Source organism: Ancylomarina subtilis, from assembly GCF_004217115.1.
GTDB classification, from domain to species: Bacteria; Bacteroidota; Bacteroidia; order Bacteroidales; family Marinifilaceae; genus Ancylomarina; species Ancylomarina subtilis.
Window position 1 is genome coordinate 1,115,351 of record NZ_SHKN01000001.1, and the last position, 25,532, is coordinate 1,140,882.

Consider the following 25,532-nt stretch of genomic DNA (forward strand, 5'->3'; position numbering starts at 1 on the left):
TTAGTTGTTAGCACCCGTATTGTGTTTTAATATTTTTTCATTAATCGTATTTATAAACTCTTCTTCTTCCGTTCCATTAGAGAAACTTCTTTTAGGTATTATATAAGCAGCTATTTTGTCAACGAATAAATAATAGTGGTCTTTTGACTCTTGAATTTCTTTAAATCCATTCCAATTGGTCAAAGTTTCACTTGAATTAGATATTTCTCTAAACCCCTTGTCTTCTATCAAATATGTTCTCTCTCCAAGTATTCCTCCTTTGTCATTAGGCATTTTCTTAATTTTAGATAAACCAATTTGCTTAAAAACAACAAAAATAAGCCCCCATAAAACAGTGATCAAAAATATTTCAGTTACAATAGAAAGTAGATCGAATGGTTTACCTATATTCATTACTATAACAAAAAGTATTAAAAATGAAAAGGCAAATAAAATAGGCTTTCTATGGTTTATTGTAGACTGAACATGTTTGTTAAATTGTAAAAAGTCTTCTCTCGTAATTTCTGTTTTCATTTTTGTTATTTATGGGTGCTAACTTGCAGACAAAATTACACAGAAAATTCGGTTCACTATCCCCAACGGTCTTGCAAGTTTCGTGGGGAATTAAAAGAGTTATCTCATCAAACCGCTAAATAAGCAAGCCGCAATAAATTTGTTTATATTTTTAAGCAAACCTCTTTTTAAATCCCGAACTCCATAAAAAATAGAATAAGTGAGTCATTTTGGTAGCTTGCTGGCCCCGATGCTTCGGGGTTAATTGAACTAAGCTTTCAAGCTGAGCATCACCGCCCATGAAATTTAGCTTTTGTTAGCAGCTGATTTATATAAAGCTATTTTTTCAGAATTCCATTTTCTACGCTTTCATTTATAAGTTCCTCAGCAAATCCCCAAATTGACTTAGAGCCTTCTTTTATAAGCTTCTTTTTGTTGTAAACACTTTCATATTTAACATTAAATTCAGACCACGTCCCACCATTGTTAGAGGTATTTTGTAATAGTGGCTCGAATCTGTCCATTGCCTTGGCAAATTTGGCTTCAACAGTTTTGCCTTCCTCAAATTCCTCCCAAATCGCGATAAACTCTTGTGCTTGTTCAGTAGGCAGCATCCCAAAAATTCTTTTAGCCGCTTTCAATTCTTCATCTGTGTTAGAATGATTCTTAACAGAATCATAAATAAAGGTATCTCCAGCATCTATTTCAACAATATCATGGATCAAAACCATTTTTAATACTTTCAATACATCTATTTGCTCATTTGCATGCTCCGACAGAACAATAGTCATCATAGCTAGGTGCCAGCTATGTTCAGCGTCATTTTCATGTCTGTCACTATTGAATAGTTTTGTTTTTCGTTGGATGTATTTGATCTTATCAATTTCTTTAATGAATTCGACTTGCTTAAGAAGGTTATCAATTTTCATCATTATTAGATGTCTTATATTTTGTGAACAAATTTGCTGCTAACTTGCAGACAAAATTACACAGAAAATTCGGTTCACTATCCCCAACGGTCTTGCAAGTTTCGTGGGTAATTAAAAGAGTTATCTCATTAAACCGCTAAATAAGCAAGCCGCAATAAATTTGTTTATATTTTTAAGCAAACCTCTTTTTAAATCCCGAACTCCATAAAAAATAGAATAAGTGAGTCATTTTGGTAGCTTGCTGGCCCCAATGCTTCGGGGTTAATTGAACTAAGCTTTCAAGCTGAGCATCACCGCCCATGAAAATTAGCTTTTTTTATTTTGTCACAGCATACACTTCACATGGTTTCCCGGTGGAAGAATTGTTCGTTTCAATTTTGATTTTAATACTGGCGATTGATTTGGCAATAGTTTGATTCATAAAGATATTTTCAATTACGAAACAATTTTGTCTTTCACATTTCTTATCAAATTTAATGTGTTCGTCTCCATGATTTCCAATACCACAAGAGTCGATTAAAATAAACTTTGGTTCCAGAGACAAAATATAATCAAGAACTGGTTCTGATAAAAAAGTATTTGCTTTACCATATTTCTCTGTTCCATATCCATGTTTATTCAAAACATCAGTGTAAAGAATTAATGCTTTACCTTGGATATTTCTTTTTTCTATATCAGATATTTTAGGCATATTATTGAGGCAGTTTATTAATTCTGCTTCTAATTCATAAATTGCTTCTGAAGGTGAAGCTGTATAGCAATCAATATGTGTTCCAATATGTCCTAAGGCGTTTACTGAGTCTGATTGTTTCTTTGCCCATAAATATGCTGGGTGCTCTTTTGATAGTTCCAAACTTAATTTATACATCACTTCTTTCTTTTTATTAAAAATTGCGTATTACGACATAAATAGGGGGAAATCCTCATGCTAATAAACTTTTACCTTAGCAGCTGACTCCGCCACAAGCTCTTCAATAATTTCCATAATCTTCTCGTTTTCAACAATGGTTAAACCGAGCCGTTCCGCAGAAATACCCTCTTCAAGTTTATAATCATATTTGGGTTTCCCCTCTTCAAGGCGAGAGCTAAAACACTTGAAACAGGTTCCATCCAATTTTTCCAGTTCATGACCAACCTCAACAATATGCGTCGATATAAAAAACAGGGAAGTCTTAATCTTCACAAACCCGCTGGTCACCAGCAAGGTGGCATCATAGGCATCCTTCACATTGGTTCCCCTAAACAGTTCATCAAAAATAACAAAGACCTTCTTATACTCCCTTATCTTCAAAGCTATATCCTTCACCCGTTTCACCTCGCTGTAATAGTGGCTATGCCCTTTTTCTATATCATCCGATATATTGATGGTAGAATACAGACCTTTAAAGACAGAACAAGTCATGGATTTGGCTGGCACAGGGAAACCAACATGAGCGAGATACAGACACAAGCCGATCGACTTCAAAAAAGTAGACTTTCCTGCCATATTGGCTCCCGAAACAAAACACAGGTTTTGATGACTACCCGTTTCGATATCATTGGCAACAGGAGCTTCCAAAAAAGGGTGGTAGAAACTCTCAATTTTTAAACAAGGTGCTTCAGATTCTATATATTCCGGGAATGCCAAAGACTTTTCCCCAGCCGTTTCGGCAACAGACATATAGGCATCAAGCTGATAAGTGAGTCTCAAGAGCTCGAGCACCCGTCCCTTTTCATTGCTTCTTATCAAATTATCGAGGTGACTTAATTCGAGAGTTGAGAATTGATCATGTTTCGAATTGAGAATCTTCTTAATACGAGGCAAGGCTTCAAATTCACCAACAGCCTGAACCAGCTTTGTAAAAAACACAGGTACATCTGCCTGATTAAACCCATTGACCAAGACGGAAAGTCCCTGAATATAGGTCTTCACATATTCAACTCCCCTTGTAATGATATAGTACTCGTTGGAGGGTTTTATTTGATTCTTAACCCAAGTAAGGGAGGAATCAATTAAATTGCTCCTAAGAATATCGGTATTTTGATTCAGGTAATGCTCTATAAAATCCAGGGCATCCTTATCAAAATTATATTTAACTTGATGATCACAAATAAATCGAATCGTTTCTATTCGCTGATTGATTTCATTCAAATCGCAGGATGGGCTTTCCATTAAATTCTCCAATTTCAACAAGCCTCCTTTGGTTTTTGTCCGATTGTAAAAATCAAAAACAGAGAGGTCTCCCTTTGACTTTGAGAATAAATTTAAATCTTGCTTAGTCTGTTTATCTGTTCCAAAAATCATTTGATTGTCTTCTTTTAGAGAGTTAGGAATTCCTTTGTGCTATATGTTTCACACATCATTACCCGTCTAAAGTAGATAAAACGATTAATCTTTTGAACTTAAAATTTGTTATAGATCATGAATTTTTACTAAATCTAAATCCCCTTTTTATACTGAATACAAGTTGTAGAATCAATCGACTGATGAAGTGCTTGCTCAGAGCCGGCATCTCCATTGATCGTCCTTTCAAAAAGTTGAATCAATTTCGATTTGTCAACATTTAGCTGTGTTCCTGTTTCGATATCTCTTAAATCAACCAGATAACTTGAAAACTGATTTGGTATATCCTTCACAATTTTCGTATTCAAAAATTTTGAAGCATTATAGATCTTGTGATAATTCCCCTTACTCTTCTCAATAAAAAAAGAATCCTTTTTCATATTGGTAATCGTAGAGGTCTTTTCACAATTCTGAATGCAAGTGTCATCCACTCGATTCTTTTCGCAACCCGTAACCTGATGGAACAGACATTGTCTGCATGTCATCAAAACAATGGGATGATAAATGCTATACTGCAAGTCAAAATTCTTAGGACACTTGATTTGTTTGATTTGATTCCGATTGAGTTCATTCGATATAAAAGCACCGGAACAATTCATGTTCTCTTTCAAACTCAAAAGGCTATAGGAATTTGTAAGATTCATTTGAGGCCCGGCCACCCATGCAATCCCTCTTTTAAAGGCTTCATAAGCAATGCCCGTATTGTTGGTCACAAGCATTCCGGGTTTTAGCTGATCGAGAAACTGCAAGGCCATATCGTAATCATCACCAATAATCACCGAAGGAAACCAGGGAATTAGGCTTGTGTGCTTTCTAAAAAGCCCGAGATAATCGTCCAATCGATTTTTAAAACAATTGGGCAATTGAAAATAGTAATTTGCAGAACTGACTTCAAGCAAATGCAGATCGTCTGCTGAGGAAATTAGGATAGACAGTTTGGCTTTCTCTTCGCTTGGACTGAGCGTTTTTAACTGAGGAAGTTGAACAGGTTCGATAATCTCTTTCGATCCATTCAATAAAAACAAAGCACGGTTTTTCAAAGAGGTCAGTTCCTTAAAAGGTATAAACAAACCTTCACCCAAGCCACTAAAATCAAGCCTTTCAATAAAATATTCCGTCTCATTCAGTGCTTTAAAGCGTTTCAGAACCATCGCCTCATTCAAACTCTGCCCTTCTTTTCTCACAAGCGACATGTCCGATATCAGTTCAAAAGAGCTGTCAGGTGTTTGAATTTCAACTTTCAGAGATTCATGACATTTGCCGGAAAAATAAATTGCAAGTGCTGCCTTCTCTGCACTTAAGGTCTTGATTTTATTCTCCACGGATAGCTTCATCGCCTCCTTTTCCTCATACAAAGCCAGGTGTGCCTCTTCCAGCTTTTCAGGACTGGCAAAGGTATTCGTCATCGACAAATGCTCAATGGAATGATCTCTAGGATTATCGATAAACATGTCCCTATTGATATCTCCCTTGAGATAGGTATTTGAAAAATCGCGATTGAAGACCTTATACAAAGCACTGTTATCCGCACTTTCATTTTCTTGCTTATACAGGGCCTGAATATTTTTATTCCAGCTATCCACAACCGTATAAACGTAGTCGGCTTTCTTAATTCGTCCCTCAATTTTCAGGGAATAAACGCCGGCCTCATAAAGTGCTTTCAAATCGAAATAGGCTGAGTTGTCTTTCAGGTTAAGCGGATAATCCTTCCCAGCAGCTGTTCTCAGGTAACGATCTCTACAGGGTTGACTGCATCGGCCCCGGTTACCCGAATTCCCCCCTTGAACGGAGCTGATATAACAGATTCCTGAAAAAGAAATGCAGTTGGAGCCATGAACAAAAACCTCAGTCAAAACCTGATTATCCTGAGCATAAGTTGATAGTTCATTTATCTCGTTAAGATTTAGTTCTCTTGAAAGGTTTACACGAGAAACAGATTGCTCAGATAGGAATTTAATCTGTCCCTTATTGTGGGTGGTCATCTGTGTGGATGCATGCACATCGAGACGCTTATAATGCTTATTCAACAGATAAAGCATGCCCAAATCCTGAACAATCACCCCATCGATACGGGTGTTTACCAACTTGTTCAACAAATCAATCAAAGCAGGAATCTCATTCTCAACAATCAGAATATTCAGGGTGATAAATATCTCGCAATCGTGCTGATGAGCCAGCCGCAAAATCCCTTGCAAATCATCGAAACTTATATTGGCAGCACGGTTTCGGGCATTGAACTTATCTAAACCACAATATATCGCATTAGCCCCGGCAAGTATGGCTGCTTTTATGGCATCAACATCTCCTCCCGGCGCAAGTAATTCTAATTTTCTCTCCACTATTCCAATGATAAGCTATTTAATACTCTCTGTCACTATTCAATATTGTTCAGAGAACAAAAGTAAGGCTTTTAATTTGTTTAGAGATACTTGATTTATCACATTAAAGTGAACTAATCCCAAACATATCGCTCATCATGGTCCATCTTATGTTTATCTAAAAATGCTTTATATTCATTTTTAAAATCTTTTGTTCGATGATGTTGGTCTTGATTTTTAATATATTGAACGACCACATCAATCTCATGGGGATTAACCGAAAAGGCTCCATAGCCATCTTGCCAATAAAAGTTTGAAAGACTAGGATCCAGAGTCTTGATCCACCTGGAAGAATGTGACTTAACCTGTTCAATTAATTTCGCCAATTTAATGTTCTGAGAAAGTCGACATAAGATGTGAATGTGATCCTTATAGCCTCCAATAATCAAGGGTTGACAATTTTGTTGCTTACATATACCTCCCAAATAAGCATGAATCTTTTCTTTGTAAGGAGGATGAATTAATTCTTCTCGCTGCTTTGTACTAAATACAATATGCATATAATTCTTTACCAATGACTGTCCCATAGAATTTATGATTGCACCCCTTCGGGGCTGATTTTATCAAATCACAACTATCGATGGGATTCTCCCATCGCTATAAAAAAGACACCCCTTTGGGGCTTTATACAAATTAACTCTAAGCTTAAAATCATACAATTTGGCTAGATCTTACAATCCATATCAATCATACTCCCACATTAAATAACTCAAACTCTCTTCTTCATCTATTAAGAAACCTCTTTTGGGGCTTTATACAAATTAACTCTAAGCTTAAAATCATACAATTTGGCTAGATCTTACAATCCATATCAATCATACCCCCTAATGAAACAACTCAAATTCCTATATTACAACATTGTGCCCCAAAGGGGCTTAAGCTATCAAAAATGGGTGAAGCCCATTGGTTCGGATATCTTAACTAAAGAATAGCCCTGATAGGGCAATAGAATATATAAGAAAAACGAAGTGGAGATATCTCATGAATCCCAAACATATCTCTCATCAGAATCCATATTAAATTCTTCTTAAAAGCCAGGTTACCAAATCTATCAAAATAGACTAATATAAAAAGCCACAGACAAGGCTGCGGCTCATAATAAAAATGAAATCATGATAAAGTCAGTTAGGCTTAAATAATTAAGGTCTTGAATTATTTATCGTAAAAATAAAACTGGACCCAACATCTTTTAAACTTTCGACCCAGATCTGCCCACCATGCTTCTCAACAAAGTCTTTGCATAGGATTAAACCCAAACCTGTTCCCAGCTCATCTTCTGTCCCTGAAGTCGAATATTTTTCATCTATTCTAAAGAGTTTGGATATGACGGCTTCAGAGATACCCACCCCTGTATCGCTAACAACAACTTTAAGATGATGTGCGAGTTGTTCGGCTTTTATGCTCACAGAGCCTCCATTACGGGTAAATTTAATAGCGTTTGAGATCAGATTTCTTAAAACAGTCGAAATCATGGCATAATCAGCACAAACCGGCAGTTTCGAATCAAAATCCATATTTATTTTGATATTCTTACCTTTGGCGATACAGGTAAAAACCGAAACTGTTTCCTTAGCCAATTCGTGAAAATCAACGGCTGTTGGTTCATAAACCATTCGCCCGGTTTGAGATCGAGCCCAATCCATTAAATTGGTTAATAAATCGAATGCTAAATTGGAGGAATCCAAAACAATCTCAGCGTATTTTTCTATGCCCTCAATATTCTTAGACTTTATTTCTTCAATTAAGATCTTACTAAAACCCACTATTGCATTAAAGGGGCTTTTTAAATCATGAGCTATTATTGAAAAGAATTTATCCTTCTGTGCATTTAAAATATACAATTGCTTATTTTTCTCCTGAATCTCTTGCTGCTTCTTTTTACGCTTTGTAATATCGAAAAGAACCCCTGTCCAAACCACATCGCCATTGGGCAATAGTCTGGGAACAGACTCAAAGTGAACCCAAATAATCTTGTTACGCACAAACAAACGACCCTCCCAGATAAATGGGTTGAGGCTACGGTTTGCTTCAATATTCTTCTGAATAAAGTCTTCCCTGTCAGAATCAAATATGAAATCGTTTATTATACCGGGGCTTTTCAGAAATTCTTTCAGATTAACATTCAAAATATCACAGAATCGCGTATTGGCAAACTCGATAATATAAGGGGCATCACTTATACTAAAAAACTTAGATTCATCAACACTATTAGCTTTGGGGATACGTAAACGGTAAACACCCGTGGGTTGAGAATTAGCCAAGTCGAAATACAACTGACGCTCCTGTTCGAGATCTTCCTTAATTTTACGATGTTTCTCTTCAATCAAATGAATCACAGACGAATCAATATTGGTTTTGGCCAATATATCAACTACACTCTTATTGGATTTTGATTGGGGTTTCATATATAGTGCTGATAAAATAGGTCGTTTGAGATTAACGCTCTTTTACAAGTATCAATAGTAATTTTTGTTTCCAGATTATTAAATATACGATATAAAAAAAGCCCAACCAAAGACTATTAGCTCGATAGGCTTCGTTTAAAGAAACTCTAAAAACTAAAAACACCTCACTTTAAATATTATTATTCACAAGAATATTTTTTAATTAGAAAGCGAAATTTAAAACAATATTTTATCAATAAAATATTCCAAAATGACTTTCACACAGGAATAACCCTGAATAAAACTATAGTTTATGAAACAGTTACAGCTCCTTTTCCTACTAATCAAAAAAAGGTTATCAACTTAAATTTAAAATTCAAAATCAACAAATTTCCCGAAATAATACCAATCCTATTATTCAGATTAATTTAAATAAAAGCTGGGATTAACTACATATAAGCAGACCCCTTATATAGAATAAATTAAAATAAAATCGCAAATTCTAATTAAAAAACTAAGACTTCCTTTTTACCCCTCTTATTGCCTCAGCCTCATAAGGATTTTCAGGCCAGTAATGCTTGGCATAGCGAATACGCAATTCCTTACGCACTTCGAAATAGGTATTCTCCCAAAAGTTGGGTAGGTCTGAAGTAATCTGAATAGGTCGTGATGCCGGCGATAACAAATGCATCAATACCGACACTTGTCCCTGATTCACCCTGGGATTTTCTGCCAAACCAAACACCTCCTGAATACGCACGGCCAAAATAGGCGCCTCCCCATTGGCTTGGTATTGCAGACGAATTTTCGAACCACTGGGAACAATCAAATGCTTAGGTGCAAGTGCATTCAATTCTGTTTGTTTTTCCCAAGGCAGATGGTTTTGCAAGACTTCCTCCAAATCGATCTTTGCCAAATCTTCGGGCTTTCGAATATTAGATAAATAAGGGCTTAACCAATCCATATTGCTCTTCAACAAACTGGCTGTACTCACATCGGGCCAATTGGCTTCAGGCTGCCATTTTCGTAGACTCAATACCCGATTCTGCCATTGCGTAAACTCAGGACTGAAGTTCAATAATGTGCTTCCCTCTTTTTCAATCGCTTTTGATATAACCGCCACAAGCCGCTCCCCATCCGGATTCCGAAGTGGCTTCGATTGCAAAACAATACGCCCAATTCTCAGCTCCTTGCTTGCAATCAGTCCTCCTTTACGTGTATCCCAAACCATATTCTCCCGATCCTTAACCAAGGGTGCCAAATCCTGCGGGTTAAGAGCCGAAGCCATAAAGATCTTACCGCCACGCTCACGATCATCCACATGAGCGATAGCCAACCAGGGCTCGTAAGCCAAATCATCCTTGTGACTGGCCATGGCCTGCTTACCATTTGCCATCATAAAACGGGCATTGGTTCCCGGACTGGCATGAGCAATCCGTTCCGGATAAGCCTGCACCAAAATCACACCTGTTTCATAGGGATCTACTGGACCATTCTCTGCTTTTATATCAAAAAGCTGTCGGTAGGAAGCTGCGATTTTCTCAATCTTATTCAGCGATTTTAATGTTCTATCTCCCTTGCGATGACGACGCAGAGCCTCTATTCTCAAATTGATATCAATACCCGTTTCACGAGGCAAAGGGTCTCGTTCTTCCAAAAGAGCAGCCAAATCGGTAGCCAGTGGCAACAAATCTTCCTCTTTAGCCTTGAGCAGCATGTGCGCAATTCGCGGATGACATGGCAATTTCTGAATCTGACGACCGTGCCTGGTAATGCGATCGTTCTCCAAAGCCTCCAGCTCATGCAAACTTTCACTAGCCTGTGCCACAGCTGCAAGAGGTGGTGCACTTAACCATGTGAGCCCCTGAATATCATCCACGCCCCAAGCCGCCATCTCCAAAACCAAGGTGCTGAGGTCGGCTTCCAAAATTTCCGGGATTCGATGTTTTTTTAATCGATTCTGCGTTGCTAATGGCCACATGCGGTAACAAACGCCAGGCCCCAATCTCCCGGCACGTCCTGCCCGCTGATCAGCTGAGTCTTTTGAGATTTCTATGGTTTCCAAACGGGACAATCCTGTCTTGGGGTCGAATCGGGACACCCGACTAAAGCCACAATCAACAACCGTTTTAATCCCCTCTATGGTCAAACTGGTTTCAGCAATAGCTGTTGCCAATACAATTTTTCGTCTCCCCTGCTTGTCGGGCATAATAGCAGCCTGCTGCTGATTACCGGCCAACATACCAAATAAGGGATGGATCATGAAACCGGAAAGTTGTGCCTTCAGCAAGGCTTCACATTTTCGGATCTCCCCCTCGCCAGGTAAAAAGACAAGCGTATCGCCGGATTGTTCCTTGACTGCCCTTACCACCGTATTCGCTGTTATCTCTGGAAGAAGTCTCACATCACTGGCATCAGTATAAATCAAATCGACAGGGTACTGTCGTCCCTTACTTTCAATCACCTCAGCATTCAGACGATCACTTAATTCAGTGCTATTAATCGTAGCAGACATAAGCATAATGCGCAAATCATCACGCAAAACATCCTGACTTTCCCGACACAAAGCCAAGGCCAGATCGGCATGCAGACTTCGTTCGTGTATCTCATCAAAAATAACCAATCCAACCCCTTCAAGAGCATTATCAGACTGTAACATTCGAGAGAGAATTCCTTCGGTCAACACCTCAATTCGCGTCGACTTTGAAACCCGCTTTTCAAAACGAATACGGTAACCAATACGTTGCCCTACTTCCTCTCCCAAAAGAGAAGCCATACGCATAGCAATACTCTTAGCAGCCAAACGACGGGGCTCCAACATTAGAATCTTCTGCCCTTTTAGCCAGCTTTCTTCCATTAAAGCCAAAGGCAACAAGGTACTCTTCCCTGCTCCCGGAGGGGCTGAAATAATGAGTGTATTCTTCTTCGCCAGATGTTCTCTGGTTTCTGAGATAATTTCTTTTACGGGTAAATCTATACTGAAAGGATCGAAAGTCAAGTTGAAAGGCTTTTATTAAATCGAAATGCTTTTGAGGTGCAAATTTAGTAAAAATGCGTCAGGCATAAAATGTGATCCTGAGGGGGCTCACTCTTTTGTAAAATTCTCAGTAAAGCAACAATCCTTATAAAAAAAACTTAGTCGTACCGTAACACTTCCGGCTTACTTATAATCATTGCACGACAAGATATGCCAGCAGATTCATCACAGCCTTATTTTATAAATAAGACTCAATGATCTTTTAAATCTGCTATTTCTTTGCAGGACAAAAGCTTTAAGTTACTTTTGCACGATTAAAAAATGGGATCAAATTCCAATTAAATAAAGATTAGAAAAGATGATAAGGATGAGATGGATGTTGTTTGTTGCTGCAATCGTATTAAGCAGTTGCAGTAAAGTGCCGGAAAGAAATTTTGAGTTTAACTATAAAGTGAGCCTGCAAGCCAATTCAGGTCAAAATATGAAGGTTTGGATTCCGATCCCCCAATCAAACGAAATTCAAAATATCAGTAAGTTGACCATTGATACGGATATTCCCTATTCAATTAAAACAGAAGAACAGCATGGTAATACCTACTTATACGCTGAGTTAAAAGAAGGCCTGGCACAAGCGACGGATATCAACATTCACTTTAATGTGATACGCAAGCAAAGAGGAGCTGCAAAATTTGGTGAGCTTGATGCCAACCAATATCTAAAGGCAAACCGTTTGGTGCCTGTGGGCGGTCGGTTCGATTCAATCGCAAAAGCAAAACAGTTTTCTCCAGAAAACATGAAGGCTGTTTACGATTTTGTTCTGAATGAAATGTATTACGGGAAACCTAAAGCTCAAAGTTCAAAGGATCACTATTATGCCAGCTTACCCACAACGATTAAAAAAGGGATTAGCAAGGACAGCGTGGTATCCCTTTATCTGAATACTACAAAAATAGCCGGGGAATTCACCTTTGGAAACGGCAACTCAAATTACGCCTGCGATATATCGGTAGGTAATTGTACCGACTTTCATTCCTACTTTATGTCTTTAGCTCGTAGCATGCAAGTTCCGGCTCGTTTTCATATTGGCTTTTCTATTCCTGAAGGGAAAGAAGGAAAAATTGGAGGCTACCACTGTTGGGCTGACTATTATCAAAACAAGACGTGGTTTCCTGTCGATATTTCAGAAGCGGATAAAGCACCTGAAAAAGCTGAATTCTATTTTGGAAATTTAGATGTCAATCGTGTTGAAATGACTCAAGGTCGTGATTTAATATTGGAAGGTTATTCTAAAGGTCCAGTCAACTTCTTCGTCTATCCCATCGTAGAGTGTGAGGGACAAGCTGCAGCATACACAAAAGCATTCTCTTTTAAGGAGATCTAAACAGAATGACTCAAATGAACTTGAAAAGGCTGGGGAAACTCAGCCTTTTTTTTTTATTCTTCACCCCATGACTTGTCAAGCGAACTTATTGGTTTAGCCATTTTTTAAAATCCGAACTTCTATCCTGACTCACAATAGCATCCATTGCTTCCTCACAAGTCGGCTTAAGGTTCAATTTTATTCGTGTTTTTGAATAGTAAACCATATCTATTATGGAAGAATAACTAACGATAAATTTTCTGTTGATTCTAAAGAAAATATTGGGATCTAGTTTCTTTTCAAGGTTAGCTAAAGTTCCATCAAACAAATAACGTGTTCCATCTTTACTAAAAAGGTAACAGGCTTTACCATCTGCCATAAAATAGGATACCTGATCCAAATCCAGAGAGAGAATACGATCGCCCCGACTGACCATAAAACGCTCCTGATACTTTTGACCACCAATAATGGATTGCAGCGAATTCTGTAAAGATTCAATATCAACCGACTTGGGCTTGACAAACATATCATCGTATTTATTAAGAGCCTGCTCCAGATCATCTTCATCAATGGGTTTTAATAGATAATCAATACTACACTGCTTAAAAGCCTGAATAGCATACTGATCGTAAGCCGTTGTAAATATCACGGGCGTTTTCAGTTCTATTTGTTCAAAGATAGAAAAGCTATTGCCATCACCCAGATGCACATCCATAAAGATAAGATCAACCTCATTCTCAGAAAACCAAGCCACAGCCTGACTCACATTCTCAAGCTTAACCTTGATATGTACTGCATCTGGCCGCAAGCTCAATAAGTTATTCTCCAACTCACGAGCCGCAAGATGCTCATCCTCTACTATCGCAACACTAATCATACTTCGAATATTTAGACTACAAATTTAAAAAGAAATGAGGCTTTCTAGTATAGAAAGCCCCATTTTGATTCAGATATATTTTATTACCACTTAAACTAATTGTTCAAGTTTGGATTGTTATCAACCGCTTCCTGTGGAAAACGAAGTGTATATCTTGGATCTCCAACTTGTAAAGTAGCTGATTCTCCCTGATAAGAGTGCTCAATTTGTTCTTGAGTAGTTCTTCTTAGATCAAACCAACGCTGCCCTTCAAATGCAAATTCTCTGAATCTCTCATTTGCAATTTCAGCAATTAATTCTGCTTTATTTAATCCAGCAATACGAGTTACTTCTGTATTGTAAAAATCAGTGAGTAAACGTTTTTCTTTCAATTGATTTAAATAAGTACGAGCTTGTTCCAAATCATCAGTTTGTGCAGCAGCTTCTGCAACAGTCAGGTACATTTCTGCATTTCTAAAAGAACATTTTGATCCACTTTCAGTTCCTTTGTTTGGTTTAAAATTACCAGCACCTTCATCAGAAAAATACAAGCCAAAACGTAGATCATTCGTTTGATCATACAATGCAAGTAATTTATCTGATACTAAAGAAGCAGACTTAATTTCAGAATAGAATACCGTTTCCAAAGCTAAAATACTCTCAACCGCGTCATACATGTGAGGTGCAAGTGATGCATCTGCAACTAGATCTTGCAAATCAGAATTTATGGCTAAAGCTTCTAAGGCAGCAGTCTTTGCTGTAGCGAAATCACCCATGTACAGATACACTCGCGATTTCAAAGCCCAAGCAGCCAATTTGCTAAATCTGTAATTTAATCCTGTTTCATAACGGTCCACATTAATCTTAGACATAGCTGCATCGATGTCTAAAGTAATTTGAGCATAAACCTCTTCAACAGTATTGGGGACATATTCTGCCTCTGTATCAATTTTTAATGAAAGAGGAATACCTCGATCAGTAGATGCAGTAGAAGCATTATAAGGCAATCCATATTGATTCACCAAGTTGAAATGCATTAATGCTCTTAACAAATAGGCTTCTCCTACAATTTGATCTATTTCTTCAGTACTTCCTTTAGTAGCATCAACACCTTCATCAATAATATGATTCGCATACATGATTGCTTTATAGAATGACTGATAAGAAAACTGTACAGTATTAGCGGCAGAATTTACATCATTCCATAAGAAGATATCTTTCACCCCCGATAAATCCCAAGCAGAATTATCCAGTTTTAATTCATCAGTTCTAAAGGTCAACCTCATTTTATCGGCAGGAACCCCGTTATATGCACTCGTAATTAATGCACGAAAATCGTCTGCCGTTTCAGGTATTACACGATCCTTTGGTTTCACATCCAAATAATCGTCGCAAGCAGAAAAGCTAACTACTGCCAACAACAGCGCAATGTATATATTTAATTTTTTCATTTTATAAATCATTAGAAAGTTAAATTAACACCTAAAGTATATGATTTTTGCTGTGGCTGAGCGTAGATATTACCATATGATTCTGGATCAAAGTAACCATCATAACCATTCGAAATAACAAAAGGATTACGTGCTTCGAAACTAAATCTAACATTAGACAATCCGACTTTGTTTAAAACATCCTGTGATAAGCTATATCCAAGACGAATACTACTGATTCTTAAATAATCAACCTCTTTGTGCCAGATATCTAAATGATTGTAAAAATCTGGTCGCAATGTATTGTATAATTGTGTTTGCATCCAGTACTGTCCTTCACCCGAAGCTGCACCCATTAAATTAGGTAGTATTGTATTGCTTCCATTCAATACATTTAAAAGATCAGTTGATGTATTTCTGGCTTTATCATACTCCGTAATGCTGTATGGAGGTCTTTCAATAACATTCATACCCAAATTGAAATTTGCTGAAACAGTTAAATCGATGTTTTTATATCTAAATGTATTGATAATACCACCAGAATACTCAGGATCACTAGATCCTACATTCACAAATAACTCGTTTAACTCATCATTTGATAGGTTCGATCCAGCTTTGTTGTTAGGATAGAAATCTGCCCATTCATCATACAAGCCAAAATATTCATCTCCAGAAACAATGTTACCGTCTTTTTTAAATTGAGGGTAACCATTCGCATCTAATCCTTCAGTTTTAATTACCCAAATAGAATTCGCTGAATAGCCTTCTCTAGAAGGTGTCAATTGATTTACCCTTGCCTGTTCCTTCAATACTTCATTCTCATTATGAGATATATTAAAGCTGGTATTCCACTCAAAGTTCTCCGTTTGAATATTTCTGGTAGAAATACTCAATTCCCAACCTTTGTTTGTCATCTTTGCCCAGTTAACAGGCATTGAATTATATCCTGATTCTGTTGGCACTGCTTGGATTCCAATTAAATCAGTTCCTTTACGAGTGTAATAGTCGAATGACATGCGAACTGCATGACGTAAAACTGCTAAATCAAAACCAACATTATAAGTAGAGGTCTTTTCCCATCTTAACTTTTCATTTGGTAAACCTTCTACAATAATTGCATCTTCACTTTGACCTGGAAGGTTGGACACAACAGATGGAGTTCCTACGATATAAGGAGAACTTTGTTTATCAATATTCCCTTGCAATCCATATGATGATCTAAATTTCAAAGAACTTAACCAATCAATATCACTAAGGAAAGATTCCTCACTAGCATTCCACGATCCACTTAAAGCATACAATGGCAAGTATCTGTATTTATCGTCAACACCAAATAAGTCTGAACCATCAAAACGAACACTTCCAAAAAAAGTATACTTACGATTGAAAGTATATGAACCAGTTGCAAAAAATGAAGCATATCTGTTTTTACGATATGTTTTAGTGAAAAGAGGAAATGATTTTGCATCACTTTCATCTCTAAAAATAACTGGCTTGGAAGTATTATTTCTCCCATTCCAACCATAAGCCGCTGAAAATACTTGAGTATATTTAGATTCTCTTAACTCATTACCAACCATTACATCTACTTCGTGCAGATCATTAAATAGTTTTGAATACTCTAAAATATTTTTTAAGTTGTAATAAGTGTTATCAGAATCCCAATTCTTCAACATCCCTCCTTGAGGAATAAAATATTTATTGTATTTGAAATCTGTAACTCCATCATATCCACTCTTATTGCGTGTTCTTCTTACGTAATAAGATTCTTCTACAGCTTCTTTTGTAGTATTTGCTTTATCTACACTGTAACCAAACTGAGAACGGAATGTGAAATTAGAATTCAATTTCCAATTTAAGTCAAAAATTGAATTCAGACTTTGTCCTTTTAAAATATGGCTTGTTCCTTCACGTTCTTCAAGAATATTATAATTTAATCTAACAATATTCCATGAACCTTGTTCAAGATTATGGTGAACAAAGTCTCCATTCTCATCTCTTAATCTCAAATATGGATTTGATGAACGAATGTATTGAGAAGGGTTTGTTAACATACTTCCCTCAGTTAAGAAACTTTTATTCTTTCGCTGATTTGCAAACATACTTACTCCAAAAGTCAAATTATCTGTTAATTTGATATTGGTTTTTAAAGTAACATTGTAGCGACTTAATGAAGTCCCCTTAGTCGTTCCTTTTTCGGTGTGAGATCCTAATGAGAAATAGTAAGTTGCCAAATCATTTCCTCCAGAAAAACTCAAACTTTGATCCTGATTAACAGCATTCTGATACAATTCATCTTCCAAATTTGGGTCAATTGTACGTAATGCATTTATTGCAGCTAACGATTCAGGTGAAATTCCATCAATACCGTTAGATTGATAATTGGCCCAATCATTATTAGCATTTAAAATTTCAGCTACACCTCCTCGATAAGAATCGTAAGTTAAATCAGTACGAGAAGCAATTGCTAATTCAGCATCCACCTTTTCATCCGAATTCATAAGGTTCAAACGATCAAAATCTGGTTTTGAGATAAAAGATGTATTACTCGAAAATTGCACCTTCATTTTACCTGCTTTACCTTTTTTTGATGTAATAACAATAACTCCATTTGCAGCACGCGCTCCATAAATAGCAGTTGCAGCAGCATCTTTTAAAATTGTAATATCCTTAATATCTTGTGGATTTAAGCCTGCGATTGATGAATTGTACAATTGATCGATATTGTCCTTATCATTGTAGTCTGGCACTTCGTTTCCTTCCAATGGAATTCCATCCAACACCCAAAGAGGATCTTGTGTACCATTCAAAGAAGCCGTACCACGAATTCTTATTTTAGTTGGAGCACCCGGAGCTCCAGTTTCTGACACTGCAGTAATACCAGCCAATTGTCCACTAAGCATTTGATCAACACTAGCAATACCTGCTTGGCGAATATTATCAGCATTAACTTTTGCTACCGCAGATGTCAACTTACGTTTTTCAATTTTCTGATATCCAGTCACAACAATTTCACCTAACTGACTGTTGGAATCATTTAGCTTGATTGTCACAAAATCTTTTCCTGCGATATCAACAACTTGAGTTTCGAAACCCAAAAAGCTACACGAGATAGTTTTCAATGCTTTAGGTACTTCAAGTATGAAATTACCGTCCAAATCAGTAATCGTTCCCATTGTGATATTCTCTATCACTCCTTTTACTCCCGTTTCAGCTCCAATTGTCGATTTGTCTATAAACACAGAAGCACCGATCAGCACATCGCCGTCGGTTGTTGAGAGTACTCTCCCCTTAATTTGCCTTGTCTCTTGTGCCATTACAATGGCAGGCAAACAGATCAAAAGCCAGGTTAGCAGTCTTTTCATAGTTCAATTTTTAAAGGTTATTAAAATAGTGGTTTTTGTAAGTAAAAAAACAGATAGGGTAGATTTCTTTACCCTATCTGTCAAACAGATTTATATTATTTCATATTGAGTGCTTCTTCAATTCTCAAAATCAAATCAGTATAGTGATAGCGAGTCGCTTCATCTTTTATCGTCAAACGTTTCTTCAATAAGGATCGAATCTTCATCAATTCACCTCTTTTCATTGAAACGGCATCAGAAACTCGATTCATCGTGGCATAGACCAGATTACGATTAAAATTCCTTGTATCATCGCCAACAGCCTTTTCATCTTCAAACATGTCAACAGTTCTCACCGAATAGTCACACAAAACCGGCATGTGATGGTGTAAAGAACAGGAACAATCTGAATGCAATGATTTTTTAGTCGTTTTCTCCATAGCCTTATTCTGGGTAATAATTAAGGCATCGATGTAATTCTTTTGACTTTGACGATCGTAAACATTCAGCTTATATCCCTTGATTGTTTTCTTAAAAATCCCCTGATGCAAATCGTTTAGCATATTTGCAACCGTATAAGCTTTATTACCATTTACAGCTTCGTTTTCAAGCATTCTAAGCAACCTTTCTTTCTGTAAAAGCGAATAAAAAATTCGAGCATGTAGATCACGGAATAATGTAGTCGGTGCATATTCAATATCTCCAATTGGAGATTCCTTAATAGGATAGGTTTTCTTATAAATTTCAGATTTTGTCAACCATTCAGGAATATCAATGACTTCATCAATTAAATATTTAATGGCATCCTTTTGTTTAGCTTTCTCTACATGGGTATAAGCTGCTTTTTGCTCTCCATATACCGGCTGATCAAGATATATACCACCAACATTGGTAACCACATGATTGGCATAAGTAAACCACTGTCCAATGATTCCCATCATCATCTTACCAGCTTTCTCATAATCCTGACCTTCTTCATAAGTCCAGTTCTCAACCTGTGGGACAATGCGTTTCAAATTCTTCAAACCATAACGACTTGCTTTCATTGAATTATCTCCCAAATCTTCACTTTGAGCCGATGGATCAATCGTATTCTTTCCATCCTGCTGCGGACCATAATGGTATAATGGATCCGTTTCATGTTTACGGATCATAACCGATTGATCATTCAATTCATCCCATGGATTTGTTTTATTGTTCCATTTGTAAGCCCATCCAATTGCGAAAATATCATACACGCCAATTTGTGGGGTAATATTTTCAACGCCATCTTCTGGTTGCGCCACATAATTAAAACGAGCATAATCCATGATGGATGGAGCTGTTCCGCCCATTCTCTCAGTATAGGTTTTCGATCGCAATGAGTCAACAGGGTACGCGTATGAGGCTCCCATATTATGCATTAAACCCAGCGTATGACCAACTTCATGAGAAGACACAAAACGAATGGCATGTGCCATATGCTCATTCTCGAATTTATTAGCTCTTGCCTTTGGATCAATCGCACCGGTTTGAATTCTTATCCACGATTGCAAAGCCGTCATCACATTGTGCCACCAAATAATATCGGCTTCAATAATCTCTCCTGAACGAGGATCAACCACTGAAGGTCCCATTGCATTTGCCTGACTCGAAGCCGCATAAGTCACCATAGAGTAACGCACATCATCGCCATCAAAATCAGGATCGTTAATTGGTGCATCTTTAGCAATAATGGCATTTTTAAAACCGGCCTGTTCAAATGCAACTTGCCAATCATTAATCCCGTCTTTAATAGCCTGACGCCATTGTTTAGGAGTCGATGGATCGATATAATAAACGATTTGCTTTTGTGGCTCGACCAATTCACCTGCCAGATATTTTTCAACATCTTCCTTTTTAGGCTCTAACCGCCAACGATTCACCAATTCACGATTCTCCAGGGCTTGCTGATCATCGTTAAAATAAAAATGCTTTGTTGAAAAGAAACCTACTCTTTTGTCTGCAAATCGAGGTTTCATTGGTTTTTCGTTCAATAAAACGATGTTTGATGTAACTTCGATTGAAACCGTAATTCCCTCAGCCTTTGTTGTCAATAATGATTTGATGATGGCATTTTCAGGAAAGGATTTCACCTCGTTAATCTTTGAAAGCTTACTAACTGCCGAACCTGGCATCCCTAGAATTCCAAAAAGATCATTCAGACTTTTTTCGGATCCATCAAAAACCTTATTCACCTTAAAAACATAAGAGGTTGAATCTTTTCCCAAACAAGCTAAATCAAAGCTCTCTCTGATAGATGAAATGTAATTATCTTCGAATGACTTTGTAATTGCATCGCCTTCTTTACTTGAATAGGCTGCCTTATATGTTTTTACCCATACTTTTTTAAGAATCGTATCCAATTCAAACTTGATTAATAAGTTTTGATAGTTGATTCCTTTATTAAATCCCAACTCATTAATCTCAGTGGGTACTTTCGATATTTTATTCACCAATAAAAAATCACGTCCCAATAGACTTTTATCCAATTCAAAAAAATAATCTTTCTTTACTCGATGAATATCGATAACACCCTTCTGGCTTATTGCATCAGAAGTAATAACCTCATCGTATTTCTTAAGAGTTGATTTTTTCTCTTCAGTTACCTTTGCATCCTCATTGTCGGCTTTTTTATTTTTTTTCTTTAAAAATTTTAAAATACCGGTTTCAGATTGTTCCTGGTTTAAAATAGTAGCGTGCGTTTGCTCCTGCATCCCTCCAAGAATACAAGTCGTCATTATTGCTACGGCTAATGTCTTTTTAAGTGTGTGTGTGTTTAAGCTCATTCAGTGTGTGTGTTCTTTTGCAAAGGCTGACACAAAAGATAATTGCAAAAACAAATATCTTTTGCGTATAACATGCCTGTGCAGGATCTAACCGTTTACTAACCAAAATTTATTTTCGATCCATTTGAAGAGGATCTGAAACAAAAATCATTTTTTTGTAATTAGCAATAAAAAGGAAGGGTGTGAATCAGGAAAATTGAAGAGTGAATCGTAAAAAAGAGAGAATGAACAAAATGCACCCCTCCGAACAGACGCGCATAATCATCCCAATTCAAGCATTCATATAATGATGGAATGCTTAATTTATAAAACCCTGAAACACAACAACTACACTAAACTACTGGGCAAGACTTAAGAGATAAGAGGAAGTCGAACAACAAACAGATTTCCCTCTACACCATATTTAGGCTGCTCTTTACCTAAAAAGGCATATAAGGCATTTAAAGTTTTGAGTCCTGTACCCGTACTCGCCCCAACATCGGAACGCAATTGGTAGGTATTGGCCACAACCAATTCGTCATTCTCAATTCGCATCGTAATCAGAAGCGGTTTTTCTGAGGTGACGATATTGTGCTTTATCGCATTCTCAACAAGTGACTGTAAACTGACAGATGGCAGCCTGGAACTCATATAACGATCAGGAATATCGCAGTCTAAACTCAAATTTTCACCAAACCGAATTTTCTGAAGAAAAATATAATGCTTCATAAAGTCTAGCTCCTGTTTTAAATCGATCAGACTTGAATTGTTTTGATCCAACAGATAACGGTAAACTTTTGACAATTTGAGTACAAACTTGCGAGCTAATCTGGGCTCTGTTTCAACCAAAGCATATAACGAGTTAAGTGAGTTAAAAAGAAAATGAGGATTGATTTGATTTTTGATATTCTTCAGTTGTGCCTTTACCTTTTCCTCTTCTTCTTGATTCGCACGCTTTCTCAACTCAACCGTTTCGCTGATATCAAATCGGAAACTTGAAAACCCAATTACAATATTGTCTTCATCAAAAATGGCATTAAATATTTGCTGATAATGCTGCTGATTTCTCTCATATTCAATCAAAAAATGTTCACCTTGAATCGCTCTCTCAAAAGATTTCCGCATTAACTCACGAACATCTGCCCTATATACTTCTAAAGCATTATCTCCTGGCACGACACGAACGCCTTCCTTTTCAAGGATATCTTTTTGATATACCGAATTGAAACTCGTATAATGAAAATCACGATCTACTGAAAAAATCATAATTTGATCTGTGCTCTCCATAATTGAAGACAACTTATTCTCAACTGCCCGATGTTTCGTTTCCGCCTTCTGTCTTCTATCATATTCAGAAAGCCACTTACGCTGCGAAAAGTACAGGAATACCATCAACAAAAATGCTAAGGCAATACCAATTAAGGCCGTGGAATTTCTAACTTCTTGCACGGCTTCCTCAACGTTAAACAAAGGCACACTCACCGATATTAACCAATTGGCATTTATCTCGTTCAATTGTATCGGTTGATAAACCCGAACAACAGGAACTTGAAGAAAATCAGAAACAACCTCGGCTTGATATTTTTCACCCGAATTAAGCACCCTTTTCACATTGTTGCTATCGCTCATGCTGTTTATTGCTGCTCCAATTCTTTTTTCATCGGGATGAATAATACAATAGCCTTCAGAAGATATAATTGAAACATAAGCTCGTCCTAAAGATTGCTCATCGTAAAAATGTTGTTGAAAATTAAATAAGTCGATATCAAGACCAAAAGCGCCCACAAGATTCCCTTTTATCCTAACAGGCATAACAATAGAAACCAACAAACTGCTATCCTGGGATAAGTAAGGTGGAGAAACAAACTCATTCCCCTTTAACTGCAAATTCTTAAATAATGCTTTTCGACTTGTATCAATTTCTTTTTTACTCACGCCTTCTACAGTATGCGTAAAAAACAACCCCTCTTTCAATCTTTCAACACCGATAAACCAACACGAATACAAATCATTTCTTCCAATCAATACCCCCTCTAATTGTTCACTTATCGTAGGGAATTGAATGCCATTGACCTTAATAATCTCCTCAAGAGTCTTTCCAACCTCAGTTGAAAACTGGTAATTATCCTTCAGCTTGTTCTTAACGATCAAAAAGCTGTTCTGAGCCTTTGATACCGCCAAATCAACACTCATATTACGAGCTGTTTGTGACATTTTTTCGCCTATCAAATAAGCAACGATCACAAAAGTTACAATAATAACAATACCGACTTGTACAATGGATTTATTACGCCGTTTCATTGGGAATTTTTCTATAAATATTGTGCAAAGCTATGAAATATACACATGGAAATCTTTATAATAAAACGATTATTGTCTTATGTTTTTCTTTATAAAAACTTTGTGATTTACTTTGCACGAATTAAAAACGACTAATTGCTCAAGAATGATAGATTTCAAAATAAACGAAGATAAGTGTATCTCTTGTGGGTTGTGTGCTCAGGATTGTCCCGTTGGAATTATTGATATGAATCCAAAACCCAGCATCCGTAAATCGAGAGAAAAACTATGCCTTAAATGTCAGCATTGTCTGGCTATTTGTCCCACTGCTGCGGTATCGATTTTGGGAAACAAACCTGAAGACAGCTTATCTGCAGATGGTGAACGCCCCACTTATGAAGGAATGACTCGATTGATTAAAACGCGTCGGTCAATTAGAAAATACCTGCACGAAGATTTGGATCAGCATCTTATTCAAGAGCTCCTGGAAACAACGGCATTCGCTCCAACAGGTCACAATTATAACACAGTACACTTCACCCTTATTGATAAAAGAGAAGAATTAGAATTGTTTCGGGATAAAATTTATGCGGCCATTAAAAAAGCAGGTGAAGCCAAAACCCTTTTGCCTCAATTCGAATTCCTGTATGCCATTCAAAAAGTTTGGGAAAATAATAAGGTTGATGTTATCTTTAGAAATGCACCCCATCTCCTGATCGCATCAGCACCGAAGAAAAATTCATCACCACTACCCGATTGTCTGATTGCTCTCTCATATTTCGAACTGTTAGCTAATAGTCACGATATCGGCACCTTGTGGAATGGAATGTTGACTTGGGTCTTAAATGATATTGATCCAAGCATAGCTGAACAAATCGGTGTCCCTAAGGATTATACCGTTGGATATGGGATGGTTTTTGGAAAATCAGCCGTGAAATACCCTCGAGCCATTCAATCCGAAGGTTTGAGTATAAATCGTGTGAATTTGAAAAAGAACTAAATCTTCTTTATCATTAAGAGATTCACGATTTCTCAAAGCTTTTCCTATTTTTGCAAGAAATAAAACTCAAAAACATCATGATTAAAAATATTCCCAATATAAAACACACCGAATCAGGCAACTTCTTTCTTTTAGCTGGTCCCTGTGCTATCGAAGGTGAAGAAATTGCAATGCAAATTGCTGAACGTATCGTTGAGATTACAAACAAGCTCGAAATTCCTTTCATTTTTAAAGGCTCATACCGAAAAGCCAACCGTTCCCGTTTGGATTCATTTGCAGGTATTGGGGATGAAAAAGCTTTAAAAATCCTAAAAAAGGTCAGCGATACTTTTGGCGTACCAACTGTAACCGATATTCACTCAGCTGAAGAAGCGGCCATGGCTGCCCAATATGTTGATGTACTACAAATTCCGGCTTTTCTTTGTCGCCAGACTGATTTATTAGTCGCTGCTGCTAAAACAGGAAAAGTTGTGAATATTAAGAAAGGACAATTTCTTTCTGCAGAATCAATGAAATTTGCTGTTAACAAGGTTAGAGAAATGGGTAACGATCAGGTTATTTTGACTGACCGTGGTAATATGTTTGGTTATCAGGATATGATTGTAGACTATCGTGGAATTCCAACAATGCAAGAAAATAATTGCCCTGTTGTATTAGATATCACTCACTCATTACAGCAACCTAACCAAACTTCTGGTGTAACGGGTGGACGACCTGATTTAATTGAAACTGTGGCTAAAGCAGGTATTGCTGTTGGTGTTGATGGTATCTTTATTGAAACCCATCCTGATCCTGCCAATGCAAAATCTGATGGCGCAAATATGCTACACCTGGATTACCTTGAAGATTTATTAACCAAACTGGTTGCAATCCGTAAGGTTATCAATCAATTTTAAGGAACATCCTCATTTATAAAATTTCAAATCCCTTGTAAGCATAAAACTTACAAGGGATTTTTCGTCTTTATCATCCCCAAAAGCAATGATACAACGA

The 25,532-nt window shown here is 37.1% G+C and carries 16 protein-coding genes; 3 read left to right on the plus strand and 13 right to left on the minus strand.

Features of this window, described 5'->3' with window-relative positions:
• The 8 genes from EV201_RS04615 to hrpB all read right to left on the minus strand — a co-directional run bounded on the left by EV201_RS04615 (window position 1) and on the right by hrpB (window position 11,504).
• Window positions 1-513 carry a YcxB family protein gene (locus EV201_RS04615; RefSeq protein ID WP_130306218.1) on the minus strand — a complete coding sequence of 171 codons (513 nt, stop codon included), beginning with the start codon at window positions 511-513 and terminating at the stop codon, window positions 1-3.
• A gap of 317 nt (window positions 514-830) precedes the next feature.
• The gene (locus tag EV201_RS04620) at window positions 831-1,424 is read right to left on the minus strand and encodes an HD domain-containing protein (RefSeq protein WP_207224382.1); all 594 of its coding nucleotides are present in this window, start codon (window positions 1,422-1,424) and stop codon (window positions 831-833) included.
• Window positions 1,425-1,737: 313 nt separating this feature from the next.
• A complete protein-coding gene (locus EV201_RS04625) occupies window positions 1,738-2,289 on the minus strand; it encodes a cyclase family protein (RefSeq protein WP_130306219.1) in 552 nt (183 codons plus the stop codon).
• 60 nt (window positions 2,290-2,349) lie between these two features.
• Entirely contained in the window at window positions 2,350-3,705 is a 1,356-nt protein-coding gene (locus tag EV201_RS04630; protein ID WP_130306220.1) for a MutS-related protein, read from the minus strand.
• Between the two features lie 134 nt (window positions 3,706-3,839).
• Window positions 3,840-6,083, minus strand: a complete 2,244-nt coding sequence (locus tag EV201_RS04635; protein WP_130306221.1) for a U32 family peptidase — start codon at window positions 6,081-6,083, stop codon at window positions 3,840-3,842.
• A gap of 113 nt (window positions 6,084-6,196) precedes the next feature.
• Window positions 6,197-6,649, minus strand: coding sequence for an IS200/IS605 family transposase (gene tnpA / locus EV201_RS04640; RefSeq protein ID WP_130306222.1), 453 nt, complete (start codon window positions 6,647-6,649; stop codon window positions 6,197-6,199).
• 612 nt (window positions 6,650-7,261) lie between these two features.
• Window positions 7,262-8,527 (minus strand): PAS domain-containing sensor histidine kinase, encoded by a 1,266-nt coding sequence (locus EV201_RS04645; RefSeq protein WP_130306223.1) that lies wholly within the window; start codon window positions 8,525-8,527, stop codon window positions 7,262-7,264.
• Window positions 8,528-9,020: 493 nt separating this feature from the next.
• Entirely contained in the window at window positions 9,021-11,504 is a 2,484-nt protein-coding gene (hrpB, locus tag EV201_RS04650; protein WP_130306224.1) for an ATP-dependent helicase HrpB, read from the minus strand.
• Between the two features lie 337 nt (window positions 11,505-11,841).
• Here hrpB and EV201_RS04655 point away from each other — a divergent pair, with 337 nt between their 5' ends.
• Complete coding sequence (locus EV201_RS04655) at window positions 11,842-12,864, plus strand: transglutaminase-like domain-containing protein (protein WP_130306225.1); 1,023 nt, start codon at window positions 11,842-11,844, stop codon at window positions 12,862-12,864.
• Between the two features lie 85 nt (window positions 12,865-12,949).
• Here the strand turns inward: EV201_RS04655 and EV201_RS04660 are convergent, their stop codons facing one another.
• The 5 genes from EV201_RS04660 to EV201_RS04680 all read right to left on the minus strand — a co-directional run bounded on the left by EV201_RS04660 (window position 12,950) and on the right by EV201_RS04680 (window position 23,560).
• Complete coding sequence (locus tag EV201_RS04660) at window positions 12,950-13,720, minus strand: LytR/AlgR family response regulator transcription factor (protein ID WP_207224383.1); 771 nt, start codon at window positions 13,718-13,720, stop codon at window positions 12,950-12,952.
• A 95-nt stretch (window positions 13,721-13,815) separates the two neighbouring features.
• Window positions 13,816-15,150, minus strand: coding sequence for a RagB/SusD family nutrient uptake outer membrane protein (locus EV201_RS04665; RefSeq protein ID WP_130306226.1), 1,335 nt, complete (start codon window positions 15,148-15,150; stop codon window positions 13,816-13,818).
• An 11-nt stretch (window positions 15,151-15,161) separates the two neighbouring features.
• Entirely contained in the window at window positions 15,162-18,494 is a 3,333-nt protein-coding gene (locus tag EV201_RS04670) for a SusC/RagA family TonB-linked outer membrane protein (protein WP_130306227.1), read from the minus strand.
• Window positions 18,495-18,589: 95 nt separating this feature from the next.
• Window positions 18,590-21,280, minus strand: coding sequence for a zinc-dependent metalloprotease (locus EV201_RS04675; RefSeq protein ID WP_207224384.1), 2,691 nt, complete (start codon window positions 21,278-21,280; stop codon window positions 18,590-18,592).
• A 351-nt stretch (window positions 21,281-21,631) separates the two neighbouring features.
• Entirely contained in the window at window positions 21,632-23,560 is a 1,929-nt protein-coding gene (locus EV201_RS04680; protein WP_130306228.1) for a histidine kinase, read from the minus strand.
• Between the two features lie 145 nt (window positions 23,561-23,705).
• Between EV201_RS04680 and EV201_RS04685 the strand changes: the two genes are divergently transcribed.
• Both EV201_RS04685 and kdsA read left to right on the plus strand, forming a co-directional pair.
• Entirely contained in the window at window positions 23,706-24,539 is an 834-nt protein-coding gene (locus EV201_RS04685; protein WP_130306229.1) for a nitroreductase family protein, read from the plus strand.
• Window positions 24,540-24,616: 77 nt separating this feature from the next.
• Complete coding sequence (gene kdsA / locus EV201_RS04690; protein ID WP_165389582.1) at window positions 24,617-25,435, plus strand: 3-deoxy-8-phosphooctulonate synthase; 819 nt, start codon at window positions 24,617-24,619, stop codon at window positions 25,433-25,435.
• Window positions 25,436-25,532 lie beyond the last annotated feature (97 nt).